A 14833-nucleotide genomic window follows, 5' to 3' on the forward strand; every position below is an offset into this window, starting at 1 on the left:
GGTATTAGAGGTGGCCTGCAGAAAGCAAAAGATCGCAGCCTGCGGCAGCTCCTACAGTGGGAAGTGGTATCAACCCTGAAGGAGCTGCCGCAGGCTGCGATCTTTTGATTTATTTTTTTGTGGGTGACCGGTGGTCGCTGATTAAGGGCGAATCTCGATCATCGTACCGTCCGGCACCAGCCCCCAGACTTCACGCATGTCCATGTTGCGCATGGCGATGCAGCCGTCGGTCCAGTCCAGAGTGTGGAACAGGTCTTCCGGGGTTTCTTCCGAATCCGGGGTGCCGTGGATCATGATCATCCCGCCAGGCTCGACGCCTTCGCGGCGGGCACGGGCCGAATCGCTGATGTTCGGATAGGAGATGTGCATCGCCAGATTGAATTTTTCACTGACCTTGCGCCAGTCGATCCAATAGAAACCTTCGGGTGTGCGTTTGTCGCCTTCAATCAGTTTCGGACCTTTTTTCGCGCCCTTGCCCAGGGAGATGCGATAGGTCTTGATCGGCTTGCCGCCGGAGATCAACTGCAGTTGATGCGCCGACTTGAGCACCAGTATCTTTTCGATCAGCGGGGTATCCGACGGCGTCACGGTGGTCACGAAGGACGCTTGGGACACGGTGACGAACGACAGGCAAAACAGGGCAAGCAACCAGCGCATTGAAACGATTCCCCAAGGAGTGACGCAATGTTAAGTGTAGGAGCTGCCGAAGGCTGCGATCTTTTGATCTTTGGATTCTTTGAGTCAGCTAATGGCAGGCTGGACCAGCGGCGGAATAGATTCCGAACGAACCGGATACGCCTCGACCCGACGATCCGCGAAGAAGCATTCTAAGGTACGCCCCACGGTGCGGAAAGCCAGGTCGTCCCACGGGATGTCGGCTTCGTCGAATAGTTGCACTTCAAGGCTCTCGGGGCCGGCAGCAAAGTCCAGATCGGCCAGTTCGGCACGAAAGAACACGTGCACCTGACTGATGTGCGGCACATCGATCAAGGTATAGATGCTCAGGTTGCGTACCCGGGCGCAGGCTTCTTCGGCGGTTTCGCGGATCGCGGCCTGTTCGATGGTTTCGCCGTTTTCCATGAAACCGGCAGGCAGCGTCCAGTAACCGAGCCGTGGCTCGATGGCGCGGCGGCAGAGCAGCACCTTACTGCCCCAGGTCGCGACGCAACCGGCAACGATATTGGGGTTTTGATAGTGAATGGTCTGACAGCTGTCGCAGACAAATCGCAGCCGCGAGTCGCCTTCGGGAATGCGCTGGGTCACCGGGTTGCCGCACTGACTGCAAAATTTCATGCTGGGGTTCCTGAATGCTGCGCCTATCTTGGCGTGCAGCGGTGCCGGTCGGCAAGTTGTCGTTTCGCGACATGGCCCGGCGAGGGGCTTGGGCGGCTGCAATGATTGGTGCATGATGCAGGGTAAGGCACAGATCGAGAACACTCATGCTGGACGAGCTACTGCATAGGGTAAGCAACCACACACCGCGCACGCTGGAGACCGATAAACGTTTCCCCGAGGCCGCTGTTCTGGTGCCGATCACCCGCAGTGACGAACCCGAGCTGGTGCTGACCCTGCGCGCCAGCGGCCTCTCGACCCACGGCGGCGAAGTGGCTTTTCCCGGCGGACGCCGGGATCCGGAAGACCCCGACCTGATCTTCACCGCCCTGCGCGAAGCCGAGGAAGAAATCGGCCTGCCACCGGGGCTGGTCGAGGTGATCGGCCCGCTCAGCCCGCTGATCTCCCTGCATGGCATCAAGGTCACGCCGTATGTCGGGGTGATCCCGGACTTCGTCGAATACCAGGCCAACGATGCCGAGATCGCCGCAGTATTCAACGTGCCGCTGGAGTTCTTCCGCAAAGACCCGCGCGAACACACGCACCGTATCGATTACCAGGGCCGCAGCTGGTACGTGCCGAGTTATCGCTATGGCGAATTCAAGATCTGGGGTTTGACCGCTATCATGATCGTCGAACTGATCAATCTGCTCTATGACGAACAGATCAGCCTGCATCATCCGCCCAAAAGCTATATCAACACCTGAAGCCATCGCTCGAATGGCCCGTTCGTGAGCCTGAGGAAAACAAGATGAAATACCGCCTGGGCGACGCCCGCGTCGAAACCCATCCACAGAGCTGGGTCGCGCCCAATGCCGTGCTGGTGGGCAAGGTCAAGCTCGAAGAGGGCGCCAACGTCTGGTTCAACGCCGTGTTGCGCGGTGACAACGAACTGATCCTGATCGGCAAGAACAGTAACGTCCAGGACGGCACGGTGATGCACACCGACATGGGCTATCCGCTGACCATCGGCACGGGCGTGACCATCGGCCATAACGCCATGCTCCACGGTTGTACCGTGGGTGATTACAGCCTGATCGGCATCAACGCGGTGATTCTCAACGGCGCGAAAATCGGCAAGAACTGCATCATCGGCGCCAATTCGCTGATCGGTGAAGGCAAGGAAATTCCCGATGGCTCGCTGGTGATGGGCTCGCCGGGCAAGGTCGTGCGTGAGCTGACCGAGCCGCAGAAGAAGATGCTCGAAGCCAGCGCCGCGCACTATGTGCATAACTCGCAGCGCTATGCGCGTGATCTGGTCGAGCAGGAAGAATGAGTACTCCCGAAAGACCGGTTGCCTCGCCGTGCGTGAATATCTGCGCGCTGGACGAAGACGATATCTGTACCGGCTGCCAGCGCACGGTGGCTGAGATCACCCGCTGGGGGCGGATGACCAACGATGAGCGGCGGGTAGTGCTCGGGCTGTGTCACGAGCGGGCGAAGGCGAGTGGGTTGGTGTGGATGATTCCCGGAAAATCAGGCGCCTGACAGCCCGCCTTCGCGAGCAAGCCCGCTCCCACATTTGAAATGCATTCCCCTGTGGGAGCGGGCTTGCTCGCGAAGAGGCCAGAACAGTCGCCACTTCTTATTGGCCCCACACCAAGCCCTGAAGTAACCTGTGCGCCAATTTCTCAGGTCGCCACCATGATTTTCCTCATCGCCTACATCAGCAGTGTCGTGCTGATCAACTTCGCTTTTTCCACCGCGCCACACCTGGACATCATCTGGTCGGCCTGGGGCGGGTTGGTGTTCGTGTTGCGCGACATGGTGCAAACCCGATTCGGCCACGGTGCGTTGGTGGCGATGCTGGCGGCGCTGGTGCTGTCATACGTCACTTCTGATCCATCCATCGCCTTGGCCAGCGCCACAGCGTTCGCGGTGTCCGAGATCATCGACTGGCTGGTGTTCAGCGTCACCAAGCGGCCGTTGCGCGACCGCCTGTGGATCAGCTCGGCGCTGAGCATTCCTCTCGATACCTTCATCTTCTTCGGCATGATCGACCTGATGACGCCACCGGTGATCATCACCGCATTGGCCTCGAAGTTCGCCGGCGTCACTGCCGTCTGGCTGATCATGGCCTGGCGCGAGCGCAAACAGGCTGTCGCCAGCTGAGCCAAACCCTGCGGTTCATGTAAAATGCCGCGCTTTCTCCCCATGGAAAGCGCGGCTGGCGTTGCTTTCCTCGATGATCCGCTTCTTTGAGGACCTGAGATGACCCGTATCGGAACTCCATTGTCGCCGACCGCGACCCGCGTATTGCTGTGTGGCTGTGGTGAGTTGGGCAAGGAAGTGGTGATCGAGCTGCAACGCCTGGGCGTTGAAGTGATTGCCGTCGACCGTTACGCCAACGCGCCGGCCATGCAGGTGGCGCACCGCAGCCACGTGATCAACATGCTCGACGGCGCGGCGCTGCGTGCAGTCATCGAAGCCGAGAAGCCGCACTTCATCGTGCCGGAAATCGAAGCCATCGCCACCGCCACGCTGGTCGAACTGGAAGCCGAAGGCTTCACCGTGATCCCGACCGCCCGCGCCGCGCAACTGACCATGAACCGCGAAGGCATCCGCCGTCTGGCCGCTGAAGAGCTGGACCTGCCAACCTCGCCGTACCACTTTGCCGACACCTTCGAGGACTACAGCAAAGCCGTTCAGGATCTGGGCTTCCCGTGCGTGGTCAAGCCAGTCATGAGCTCGTCGGGCAAAGGCCAGAGCCTGCTGCGCAGCGCCGATGACGTGCAGAAAGCCTGGGATTACGCGCAAGAGGGCGGTCGCGCCGGCAAAGGTCGGGTGATCATCGAAGGCTTCATCGATTTCGACTACGAAATCACTCTGCTGACCGTGCGCCACATCGGCGGCACCACGTTCTGCGCACCGGTCGGTCACCGTCAGGAGAAGGGCGACTATCAGGAGTCCTGGCAGCCGCAGGCCATGAGCCCGATTGCCTTGGCTGAGTCCGAGCGCGTGGCCAAAGCCGTGACCGAGGCCTTGGGTGGTCGCGGGCTGTTCGGTGTCGAGCTGTTCATCAAGGGCGATCAGGTGTGGTTCAGCGAAGTCTCGCCGCGCCCGCATGACACCGGTCTGGTGACCCTGATTTCCCAGGACCTGTCGCAGTTCGCCCTGCACGCGCGCGCCATTCTCGGTCTGCCGGTGCCGCTGATCCGTCAGTTCGGCCCTTCGGCTTCGGCGGTGATTCTGGTAGAAGGGCAGTCGACCCAGACCGCGTTCGCCAATCTGGGCGCAGCGCTGAGCGAGCCGGACACGGCGTTGCGTCTGTTCGGCAAGCCTGAAGTCAATGGTCAGCGCCGGATGGGCGTGGCGTTGGCGCGGGATGAGTCGATTGAGGCAGCTCGTGCGAAAGCGACTCGTGCTGCTCAGGCTGTCGTGGTAGAGCGGTAAATCGAGGCGCGGCTTTCGCGAGCAAGCCCGCTCCCACAGGAAAATGCATTCCAATGTGGGAGCGGGCTTGCTCGCGAAGCTTTTGATCTCCTGTCAGGCAACCTGATTCAGATCGTTATTCCTCGTTTCCTTAAGGCACAGCACAGCAATCAGGCTGAGTACCGCTGCCGCCGACACATACCCGCCGACATAACTCAAACCACCCATCGCCACCAGTTTCTGCGCAAAGAACGGAGCCGCCGAGGCGCCGACGATGCCGCCGAGGTTGTAAGCGGCCGATGCGCCGGTATAGCGCACGTGCGTCGGAAACAGTTCCGGCAGCAGCGCACCCATCGGGGCAAACGTCACGCCCATCAAGAACAGCTCGATGCACAGGAACAGCGCCACGCCCCAGGTCGAACCCTGCGTCAGCAACGGCTCCATCAGGAACCCCGACAGAATCGCCAGCACACCGCCGACGATCAACACCGGTTTGCGCCCGTAACGGTCGCTGGCCCATGCTGACAACGGTGTTGCCGCGGCCATGAACAGCACGGCAAAGCACAACAGTCCAAGGAACGTCTCACGGCTGTAGCCGAGGGTGGATACGCCGTAGCTCAGGGAAAACACCGTCGAGATGTAAAACAGCGCGTAACACACCACCATCGCCGCCGCGCCGAGCAGGGTCGGCGCCCAGTACTGGCTGAACAGCTCGACCAGCGGCACCTTCACTCGTTCCTGACGAGCAATCGCGTTGGCGAACACCGGCGTTTCGTGAAGTTTCAAACGCACATACAGGCCAACCATCACCAGTGCCGCGCTGAGCAGAAATGGAATACGCCAGCCCCAACTGCGGAACTGTTCGTCATTGAGGGTCATGGCCAAGGTCAGGAATAACCCATTGGCCGCGAGAAAACCGATCGACGGGCCAAGCTGCGGGAACATGCCGAACCACGCCCGTTTGCCCTTGGGCGCATTCTCCGTTGCCAATAGCGCCGCGCCACCCCATTCACCACCCAAGCCCAGACCCTGACCGAAACGCAGCACGCACAACAGAATCGGGGCCCAGGCGCCAATGCTGTCGTAACCCGGCAGCACGCCAATCAGCGTGGTGCACACGCCCATCAGGAGTAGCGAGGCGACCAGTGTCGATTTGCGCCCGATGCGGTCACCGAAATGGCCGAACAGCGCCGAACCCAGCGGCCGGGCGAGGAAGGCGATGCCGAAGGTGAGAAACGCCGAGAGCATCTGCGCGGTGCCGGAAGTCTGCGGAAAGAACACCGGCCCGATCACCAGTGCAGCGGCGGTGGCGTAAACGTAGAAGTCGTAGAACTCGATGGCGGTGCCGATGAAACTCGCCGTTGCCACGCGGGTGGCGGAGTTGGTCGGCTGGGCAGGCGCGGTGGCGCTGTAAGCGGTACTGGTCGTCATGCGGTGATCCCTGACAGTCATGGCTCCGTTGGAGCGAATTATTATGGTTGAACACCCAGGGATGTGGGATGAGACGCGAGCGCTGTTTCGAGTAGGAACAGTCGTCGGGGTAGTGCGGAAAATGGCCGAAACCGCTTTAGTGCGGGGTAAGCACAGGGCTCGGCAGCGCTTGGGTAAGCGGCTCGATTATAGGAAGGGGGCTAACGAATGAACAAGAGCAAAGATCGCTGCTGTCGGGCTTTCTGTGGCGAGGGAGCTTGCTCCCGCTCGGGCGCGAAGCGGCCGCATGAATCTGTGGGTAAATCAAAAGCCAGGGCTGCTTCGCAACCCAGCGGGAGCAAGCTCCCTCGCCACAAAAGCGCTTAAACCTTGGCGGGCACAGCGCTCGTATGCCAGATCAACACCTTGCTAACCCGGTTGTCCTCGGTCTCGAGGATCTCCAGCCGATAACGCCCGATTTTCAGGCACACCGCGCTGTCCGGAATGGTCTCCAGCGCCTCGGTCACCAGGCCGTTGAGGGTTTTCGGACCGTCGCTCGGCAAGTGCCAGCCCAGGCATTTGTTCAACTCGCGGATCGACGCGGTGCCGTCGATCACCATGCGCCCGTCGGGCTGCGGATGGATGTGCGGGTTGTCGAGGCTGTGCTCGCTTTCGAATTCGCCAACGATCTCTTCGAGAATGTCTTCCAGGGTAACGATGCCCAGCACTTCGCCGTACTCGTCCACTACCATGCCCAGCCGGCGCTGCTGCTTGTGGAAGTTCAGCAGTTGCAGTTGCAGCGGCGTGCTTTCCGGAACGAAGTACGGCTCGTAGCTGGCCGCCAGCAGCGCTTCGCGGGTCAGTCGGCCATCGTTGAGCAGATGGCGGATCTGCCGGGTGTTGAGCACCGCTTCGACCTGGTTGATGTCGCTGTGGAACACCGGCAGGCGCGTGCGTTTGTTCTGGCGCAGTTGTTCGATGATCGCTTCGATCGAGTCGTCGAGGTTGATGCCGTCGACATCGCTGCGCGGCACCAGAATGTCGTTGACCGTGATGTTGTCCAGCGCGTGGATCCCGGAAACCGGGTGGGCGCGAGACGGGTGTTCCGGGTCGTCGTCAGGGCCTGCAGGTTCTTCGTCTTCACTTTGCTGCACCACCAGGGGTTTGCGCGCGAAGGGACGCAGCAGCAAACCGCTGATGCGGCTCAGCAGCCAGGCCAGCGGGTAAGGAATCTTCAGCGGAACCGCCAGCAGGGTATTGCCGAACGACAGCACCGCATCCGGGTAGCGCTGGGCCACGGTGCGCGGAAAGTAATCGGCAAACACCAGCAATACGGCGCCGGCGCCGAGGCAGGCGGCCCACGGGCCGTTCTCTTCGCAGAGGAAGATCGCCAGCAGTGTGGCAATGATTACCGCGAGGGCGCGGCACAGGGTGTTGCACAGGATCAGACTGTCGAGCGGGAAGCTCAGCTTCGCCAGCGGTTTATCGCTGGCGCGCGAGGCGGTGCGTTGCGCGAGCAAGTGCTGCTGCGCGATTTCGACGGCGGTAAACAGCCCCGACCATAAAATCAGCAGGACAAATACCGCGAGCATCGGCCCTATGGGCAAACCGTCCATTTATGCCGCCCGTCAGATGTGCAGGATGTATTCACGAACCAGCTTGCTGCCGAAATACGCCAACATCAGCAGGCAGAAACCGGCGAGGGTCCAGCGAATCGCCTTGTGGCCGCGCCAGCCGAGGCGATTACGGCCCCACAGCAGCACGCTGAACACGATCCAGGCCAGACACGCCAGCAAGGTTTTGTGCACCAGATGCTGGGCGAACAGGTTCTCGACGAACAGCCAACCGGAGATCAGCGACAGCGACAGCAGCGTCCAGCCGGCCCAGAGGAAGCCGAACAACAGGCTTTCCATGGTTTGCAGCGGCGGGAAGTTCTTGATCAGGCCAGACGGGTGCTTGTGCTTGAGCTGGTGATCCTGCACCAACAGCAGCAAGGCCTGGAACACCGCGATGGTGAACATGCCGTAGGCGAGGATCGACAGCAGGATGTGGGCGAGGATGCCCGGCTCTTCGTCGATGATCTGCACCGTGCCCGCCGGGGCGAACTGCGCCAGCAGCACCGTCGCCGCGCCGAGCGGGAACAGCAGCACCAGAAGGTTTTCCACCGGGATCCGCGAGCAGGCCAGCAGCGTCAGGGCGATGACGGCCGCGGCGATCAGGCTGGCGGCGCTGAAGAAGTCCAGGCCCAGGCCGATCGGCGTCAGCAGGTGAGTGAGCAGGCTGGCGCTGTGGGCGAGCACGGCGAGGATGCCGAGCGTAACCAGCAGGCGCTTGTTCGCCTTGGCGCCGGAGGCCAGGCGGGTGCCCTGATAAAGGGTCGCAGCGGCATAAAGAAGCGCGGCGGCGATGGTAGTCAGCAAACTGGGTGACAAGGGGAGCATAAATCCTGTTAGGCAGGCCCGAAAGGCGCTGAGTTTGGCATAGAACCGCCACACCACGAAAGTGCGAGGTGTCCGCCCGACGCAGTCTTCGCTATAATCCGCGACCTGCCCACGCCGCAGGCTCGCCGAGCACATGTTGAATCCGGTCTGGGCCGCCATTATCCCGGTCTACACAGGGCCTGAAAGGATCGCGCAATGTTTGAAAACTTAACCGACCGTCTCTCGCAGACGCTGCGCCATGTCACCGGCAAGGCGAAGCTGACTGAAGACAATATCAAAGACACCCTGCGCGAAGTGCGCATGGCGTTGCTCGAAGCCGACGTCGCCCTGCCGGTGGTCAAGGACTTCGTCAATTCGGTCAAGGAGCGCGCTGTCGGCACCGAGGTGTCGCGCAGCCTGACGCCGGGCCAGGCATTCGTGAAGATCGTCCAGGCCGAACTCGAAAGTCTGATGGGCGCGGCCAACGAAGACTTGAACCTGAGCGCCGTGCCGCCCGCCGTCATTCTGATGGCCGGTCTGCAGGGTGCCGGTAAAACCACCACCGCCGGCAAACTCGCGCGCTTCCTTAAAGAACGCAAGAAGAAGTCGGTGATGGTCGTGTCGGCGGACATTTACCGTCCGGCTGCTATCAAGCAGCTGGAAACCCTGGCCAACGACATCGGCGTGACGTTCTTCCCGTCCGACCTGAGCCAGAAGCCGGTCGACATCGCCAACGCGGCTATTAAAGAAGCAAAACTCAAATTCATCGACGTGGTCATCGTCGACACCGCCGGTCGTCTGCACATCGACGAAGAAATGATGGGCGAGATCAAGGCGCTGCACGCCGCGATCAACCCGGTGGAAACCCTGTTCGTGGTTGACGCCATGACCGGTCAGGACGCGGCCAACACGGCCAAGGCCTTCGGTGATGCGCTGCCGCTGACCGGTGTGATCCTGACCAAGGTCGACGGCGATGCCCGTGGCGGTGCCGCGCTGTCGGTACGCGCGATCACCGGCAAGCCGATCAAGTTCATCGGTATGGGCGAGAAGAGCGAAGCGCTCGATCCGTTCCACCCTGAGCGCATCGCTTCGCGGATCCTCGGCATGGGCGATGTGCTCAGCCTGATCGAACAGGCTGAGGCGACCCTCGACAAGGACAAGGCCGACAAACTGGCCAAGAAGCTGAAGAAGGGCAAGGGCTTCGACCTCGAAGACTTCCGCGATCAGCTGCAACAGATGAAAAACATGGGCGGCCTCGGCGGACTCATGGACAAACTGCCGAGCATCGGCGGCGTCAACCTGTCGCAAATGGGCAATGCCCAGAACGCGGCAGAGAAGCAGTTCAAACAGATGGAAGCCATCATCAACTCCATGACCCCGGCCGAGCGCCGCGACCCTGAGCTGATCAGTGGTTCGCGCAAACGCCGGATCGCCATGGGTTCCGGCACTCAGGTGCAGGACATCGGCCGCTTGATCAAGCAGCACAAGCAGATGCAGAAGATGATGAAGAAATTCACCGCCAAAGGCGGTATGGCGAAAATGATGCGCGGCATGGGCGGAATGTTGCCCGGCGGCGGCATGCCAAAAATGTAAAGATCTCGCCGGTCGTCGCACCGGCGCAGCCCCTGCAAGGACGCAGGATCAACAGCAAACCCGCACTCGGCGGGAGCTGACTGGCCGTTTTCATCGACGGCTCTATATGCAAATCCGCACGGCATGCCATAGGCGCCGGAAAAAGTCATTTGCAAAAGTCCGGATATTCCTTAGAATATGCGGCCTTTCGGGCACCCATGCCCGCTGTGCATTTAGATTTGCAGCACCGACTACAGGAACGATGTTCACATGCTAACAATCCGTCTTGCCCTTGGCGGCTCCAAAAAGCGCCCGTTTTACCACCTGACCGTAACCGACTCGCGTAACCCGCGTGACGGCTCCCACAAAGAACAGGTTGGCTTCTTCAACCCTGTTGCCCGTGGTCAGGAAATCCGTCTGTCCGTGAACCAAGAGCGCGTAGCCTACTGGCTGAGCGTTGGTGCACAGCCATCTGAGCGTGTTGCTCAGTTGCTGAAGGAATCTGCCAAGGCTGCAGCCTGAGCAGTATGAGCGCGACGCCAGAAAAAGCTGATGACCTGATCGTTGTCGGCAAGATTTTTTCGGTTCACGGCGTTCGCGGCGAGGTGAAGGTCTTTTCCTTTACCGATCCGATTGAAAACCTGTTGGACTACCGCAACTGGACGCTTCGGCGCGAAGGCGTGGTGAAACAGGTCGAGCTGGTCAGCGGCCGATCCACTCAAAAGGATCTGGTTGCCAAGCTCAAAGGCCTCGACGATCGCGATGAAGCCCGTCTTCTGAGCGGTTATGAGATTTGCATCTCGCGAAGCCTTTTGCCCAACCTGACAAGCGACGAGTACTACTGGTACCAGTTGCAGGGTCTGAGCGTCATCAACCAGGACGAGCAATTGTTCGGCAAGGTTGATCACCTGTTGGAGACCGGCGCGAACGATGTATTGGTGGTCAAGCCCTGCGCGGGCAGCCTGGATGATCGCGAGCGGTTGTTGCCCTATACAGAGCAATGCGTGCTGGCAATCGACCTGGATGCAGGCGTGATGCGGGTGGAATGGGACGCGGACTTCTAAGCAATGGCCAGCCTGCGCGTAGACGTCATTACGCTGTTCCCCGAGATGTTCTCGGCCATCAGTGAGTACGGCATTACCAGTCGTGCGGTCAAACAGGGGCTGTTGCAGCTGACCTGTTGGAATCCGCGGGATTACACGACGGATCGGCATCACACTGTGGACGATCGCCCGTTTGGCGGTGGTCCGGGCATGGTGATGAAGATCAAGCCCCTGGAAGATGCTCTGGTTCAGGCCAAGGCAGCAGCCGGGGAGGCGGCGAAGGTGATTTACCTGTCCCCCCAAGGCCGTCAACTGACTCAGTCGGCGGTACGCGAGTTGGCAAAATCGGATGCATTGATCCTGATTGCCGGCCGCTATGAAGGCATTGACGAGCGCTTTATTGAGGCTCATGTCGATGAAGAGTGGTCGATTGGTGACTATGTACTTTCTGGCGGCGAGCTGCCGGCCATGGTCATGATCGATGCGGTTACACGACTGCTGCCCGGAGCTTTAGGGCATGCGGATTCCGCTGAGGAAGATTCCTTTACGGATGGTCTGCTGGATTGCCCGCACTACACCCGACCTGAGGTGTATGCGGATCAGCGTGTTCCCGACGTGTTGCTAAGTGGCAATCACGCGCATATCCGGCGTTGGCGTTTACAGCAGTCCCTTGGTCGGACCTATGAACGACGCGCCGATCTTCTGGAAAGCCGCTCGCTTTCTGGAGAAGAGAAGAAGCTGCTCGAGGAATACATCCGCGAGCGGGACGATAGTTAACAACGTATCGATGGTAGATCAGTTGATTTACCTTAGGAGCACAGCATGACCAACAAAATCATCCTTGCACTCGAAGCAGAGCAGATGACCAAAGAAATCCCTACCTTTGCCCCAGGCGACACCATTGTCGTTCAGGTGAAAGTGAAGGAAGGCGATCGTTCCCGTCTGCAAGCGTTCGAAGGCGTTGTAATCGCCAAGCGTAACCGCGGCGTGAACAGTGCGTTCACCGTTCGTAAAATCTCCAACGGTGTTGGCGTAGAGCGTACTTTCCAGACCTACTCCCCGCAGATCGACAGCATGGCTGTTAAACGTCGCGGTGACGTACGTAAAGCCAAGCTGTACTACCTGCGCGACCTGTCGGGTAAAGCAGCTCGCATCAAGGAAAAACTGGCTTAAGTCCAGCTTCCGATGCAGAAAAAAGCAGCCTACGGGCTGCTTTTTTGTTGCCTGTAATAAACTGCCCTCACTATGTAGGAGCTGCCGAAGGCTGCGATCTTTTGATCTTGCTGTTTTCGGGAGCCCCCGATTTACGAGCAATAACCCATGACCACCCGTGACCAGGAAATCCAGCGCCGCACCGAACTCTCGGTGACCCGCGTGACCAAAGCCGTCTTCCCGCCGACCACCAACCACCACAACACCCTCTTCGGCGGCACCGCGCTGGCGTGGATGGACGAAGTGTCGTTCATCACTGCCACCCGCTTCTGCCGCCTGCCACTGGTGACTGTTTCAACCGACCGCATCGACTTCAATCACGCGATCCCGGCCGGCTCCATCGTCGAGCTGGTCGGTAAAGTGATCAAGGTCGGCAATACCAGCCTCAAGGTCGAGGTGGAAGTGTTTGTCGAGAGCATGAGTTGTGATGGCCGCGAGAAGGCGATTCATGGGCAGTTCAGCTTTGTCGCTATTGATGATGACAAGCGGCCGGTGCCGGTGCTGCCTGGGTTTGCAGCCTGATCCGAAACCGAGTCGCGGCCTTCGCGAGCAAGCCCGCTCCCACAGGTTTTGTGTTCACCCCGGACACTGTGGGAGCGGGCTTGCTCGCGAAGGCGTCAGCTCAGGCACCGCTGCTCTCAGGCTGAATCAACGCCAGCAACGTCCACCCGGATCCCGGTTTCAAAACGGTCTCCGGCGTCACCACATGCACCCAGCCGCTGTCATCGCGCATGAACAGCAGCGTCGCCCGATTGCCATGCAATGCCTGGTAATCCTCCCAACCGAACCCGTCCGTCAGCGTCGTGCTGTACAGTTCGGCGCCGTTACTGATCAGGCTGGCCAGCTTGGCGTAGGTCAGCGCCTCGCTCCCCAGCTGATTGCCGCGATGTTCCAGACTCGCCCGATGCTTGTCACTGCGACGACTTTCCTGACCGCTGGCCAGACCGAATAAACGCTGATGACCGAACTCGTGGCGAAAGCGCATCGCCGCCAGGGTGTTCAGTTCGCCCGACGGCGATAGCGCCAGCAGATGCCCCAGCCCCACCAGATCCAGATGCGCATCGGCATGCTGCGAAGCCGGGTTGCCAAAGTACGTCGGCAAACCTTCCATGCGCGCCGCACGAATATTCTCCCAGCTCGAATCGGTTAACAGCACGCGGCTGCCCAGTTGCTGCAACGATTTGCCCAACAGACGCGCCGGGCCGTTGGCGCCGACGATCAGGAAACCGCTCGGCGCCGGCTCAGCGACGTTCAGCAAGCGTGCCAGTGGTCGAGCGGTTGCACTTTGCAGCACCACGGTGCCGATGATCACCGCGAAAGTCAGCGGCACCAGCAGCAGCGCACCTTCGTGTCCGGCCTGATCCAGGCGAATCGCGAAAATCGCCGACACTGCCGCCGCCACGATCCCGCGCGGGGCGATCCAGCACAGCAAGGCGCGTTCACGCCAGCTCAGGCTGGAACCTGCGGTGCTCAACAGCACGTTCAACGGGCGCGCGATCAGTTGAATCACCAGCAGCAGAATCAGCACCAACGGCCCGAGGCCGATCAGCGCATTCAGGTCCAGCCGCGCCGCCAGCAGGATAAACAACCCAGAAATCAGCAGCACGCTGAGGTTTTCCTTGAAGTGCAGGATGTGCCGCACATCCACGCCCTTCATGTTTGCCAGCCACATGCCCATCAGCGTTACCGCGAGCAAGCCGGACTCGTGCATCACCTGATTGGACGCAATGAAAATCCCCAGCACCGCCGCCAGCGAGGCGAGGTTGTGCAGGTATTCGGGCAGCCACTGGCGACGGATGACGGTGCCTAGCACCCAGCCGCCGACCACCCCGAATACGCTGCCGCAGACAATCACGCCGCCGAAGGTCAGCAGACTCTGTTCGAGGCCGTTTCCTTCGGAGCGGGCAATGATGAAGCTGTAGACCACCACCGCGAGCAGGGCGCCAATCGGGTCGATGACAATGCCTTCCCAGCGCAGGATGTTGGCGATCGAGGCTTTCGGCCGCACCACCCGCAGCATCGGCACGATCACCGTCGGCCCGGTCACCAGCGTCAGGCTGCCGAACAGGATTGCCAACAACCAGTCGAAGCCGAGCAAGAAGTGCGTCGCGACGGCGATGACTATCCAGGTGACGAGCGCACCAAGGGTCACCAGCCGATGCACGACGCTGCCGATCTCGCGCCATTCCGACAGGTGCAGAGTCAGACTGCCCTCGAACAGGATCAGCGCTACCGCCAGCGACACCAGCGGCATCAGCAGCGGGCCGAACATTTCCTGCGGGTCGAGCCAGCCGAGCACCGGTCCGGCGAGAATCCCGGTCAGCAACAGAAACAGAATCGCCGGCAGCTTCAGGCGCCACGCCAGCCACTGGCAACCCAGCGCCGCGGCGCCGATCCCGCCAAATGCCAAGAGAATTTGCTGCTCGTTCATTGATGCTCCCTGTTCCTTGAATTAGCGGGCTATGAAAGACT

17 protein-coding genes are annotated in these 14833 nt (G+C 60.5%); 11 read left to right on the forward strand and 6 right to left on the reverse strand.

The window, feature by feature from the left end; all coding sequences use genetic code 11:
• Positions 1–141 precede the first annotated feature (141 nt).
• Both AC1RBR_RS05295 and AC1RBR_RS05300 read right to left on the reverse strand, forming a co-directional pair.
• On the reverse strand, positions 142–657 hold the full coding sequence (locus AC1RBR_RS05295) for a L,D-transpeptidase family protein (protein ID WP_095138283.1): 516 nt from the start codon (positions 655–657) through the stop codon (positions 142–144).
• An 84-nt stretch (positions 658–741) separates the two neighbouring features.
• Positions 742–1293, reverse strand: a complete 552-nt coding sequence (locus tag AC1RBR_RS05300) for an NUDIX hydrolase (protein ID WP_492563314.1) — start codon at positions 1291–1293, stop codon at positions 742–744.
• A 146-nt stretch (positions 1294–1439) separates the two neighbouring features.
• On the opposite strand from AC1RBR_RS05300, the gene AC1RBR_RS05305 reads away from it, so the two are divergent.
• From AC1RBR_RS05305 to purT, 5 genes are all read left to right on the forward strand, one after another.
• Positions 1440–2039, forward strand: a complete 600-nt coding sequence (locus AC1RBR_RS05305; RefSeq protein ID WP_007967803.1) for a CoA pyrophosphatase — start codon at positions 1440–1442, stop codon at positions 2037–2039.
• 44 nt (positions 2040–2083) lie between these two features.
• A complete protein-coding gene (locus AC1RBR_RS05310; protein ID WP_007954617.1) occupies positions 2084–2608 on the forward strand; it encodes a gamma carbonic anhydrase family protein in 525 nt (174 codons plus the stop codon).
• Positions 2605–2820, forward strand: a complete 216-nt coding sequence (locus AC1RBR_RS05315; RefSeq protein WP_095138285.1) for a DUF1289 domain-containing protein — start codon at positions 2605–2607, stop codon at positions 2818–2820. The genes AC1RBR_RS05310 and AC1RBR_RS05315 overlap by 4 nt, the downstream gene beginning before the upstream one ends.
• Before the next feature lie 156 nt (positions 2821–2976).
• Entirely contained in the window at positions 2977–3444 is a 468-nt protein-coding gene (locus AC1RBR_RS05320; RefSeq protein WP_095138286.1) for a VUT family protein, read from the forward strand.
• A 99-nt stretch (positions 3445–3543) separates the two neighbouring features.
• On the forward strand, positions 3544–4725 hold the full coding sequence (gene purT, locus AC1RBR_RS05325) for a formate-dependent phosphoribosylglycinamide formyltransferase (RefSeq protein ID WP_492563319.1): 1182 nt from the start codon (positions 3544–3546) through the stop codon (positions 4723–4725).
• Positions 4726–4818: 93 nt separating this feature from the next.
• Here the strand turns inward: purT and AC1RBR_RS05330 are convergent, their stop codons facing one another.
• From AC1RBR_RS05330 to AC1RBR_RS05340, 3 genes are all read right to left on the reverse strand, one after another.
• A complete protein-coding gene (locus tag AC1RBR_RS05330; protein ID WP_108591030.1) occupies positions 4819–6135 on the reverse strand; it encodes an MFS transporter in 1317 nt (438 codons plus the stop codon).
• A gap of 362 nt (positions 6136–6497) precedes the next feature.
• On the reverse strand, positions 6498–7730 hold the full coding sequence (locus AC1RBR_RS05335) for a transporter associated domain-containing protein (RefSeq protein WP_492563322.1): 1233 nt from the start codon (positions 7728–7730) through the stop codon (positions 6498–6500).
• A gap of 12 nt (positions 7731–7742) precedes the next feature.
• The gene (locus AC1RBR_RS05340) at positions 7743–8555 is read right to left on the reverse strand and encodes a cytochrome C assembly family protein (protein WP_027610969.1); all 813 of its coding nucleotides are present in this window, start codon (positions 8553–8555) and stop codon (positions 7743–7745) included.
• Positions 8556–8750: 195 nt separating this feature from the next.
• Here AC1RBR_RS05340 and ffh point away from each other — a divergent pair, with 195 nt between their 5' ends.
• From ffh to AC1RBR_RS05370, 6 genes are all read left to right on the forward strand, one after another.
• Positions 8751–10127: a signal recognition particle protein gene (ffh, locus tag AC1RBR_RS05345; RefSeq protein ID WP_007967791.1), complete on the forward strand. Its 1377-nt coding sequence runs from the start codon at positions 8751–8753 to the stop codon at positions 10125–10127.
• 249 nt (positions 10128–10376) lie between these two features.
• Complete coding sequence (rpsP, locus tag AC1RBR_RS05350; protein ID WP_003185073.1) at positions 10377–10628, forward strand: 30S ribosomal protein S16; 252 nt, start codon at positions 10377–10379, stop codon at positions 10626–10628.
• 5 nt (positions 10629–10633) lie between these two features.
• The gene (gene rimM / locus AC1RBR_RS05355; protein WP_336837461.1) at positions 10634–11170 is read left to right on the forward strand and encodes a ribosome maturation factor RimM; all 537 of its coding nucleotides are present in this window, start codon (positions 10634–10636) and stop codon (positions 11168–11170) included.
• A gap of 3 nt (positions 11171–11173) precedes the next feature.
• Positions 11174–11926: a tRNA (guanosine(37)-N1)-methyltransferase TrmD gene (trmD, locus tag AC1RBR_RS05360; protein WP_003221981.1), complete on the forward strand. Its 753-nt coding sequence runs from the start codon at positions 11174–11176 to the stop codon at positions 11924–11926.
• Between the two features lie 45 nt (positions 11927–11971).
• The gene (gene rplS / locus AC1RBR_RS05365) at positions 11972–12322 is read left to right on the forward strand and encodes a 50S ribosomal protein L19 (protein WP_003175895.1); all 351 of its coding nucleotides are present in this window, start codon (positions 11972–11974) and stop codon (positions 12320–12322) included.
• Positions 12323–12469: 147 nt separating this feature from the next.
• Positions 12470–12883, forward strand: coding sequence for an acyl-CoA thioesterase (locus AC1RBR_RS05370; RefSeq protein WP_007908981.1), 414 nt, complete (start codon positions 12470–12472; stop codon positions 12881–12883).
• A gap of 100 nt (positions 12884–12983) precedes the next feature.
• On the opposite strand, the gene AC1RBR_RS05375 is transcribed toward AC1RBR_RS05370, so the two are convergent.
• Positions 12984–14792 carry a cation:proton antiporter gene (locus tag AC1RBR_RS05375; protein WP_492563325.1) on the reverse strand — a complete coding sequence of 603 codons (1809 nt, stop codon included), beginning with the start codon at positions 14790–14792 and terminating at the stop codon, positions 12984–12986.
• Between the last annotated feature and the right edge of the window lie 41 nt (positions 14793–14833).

This window comes from Pseudomonas sp. GW823-FHT01D03 (genome assembly GCF_058798255.1).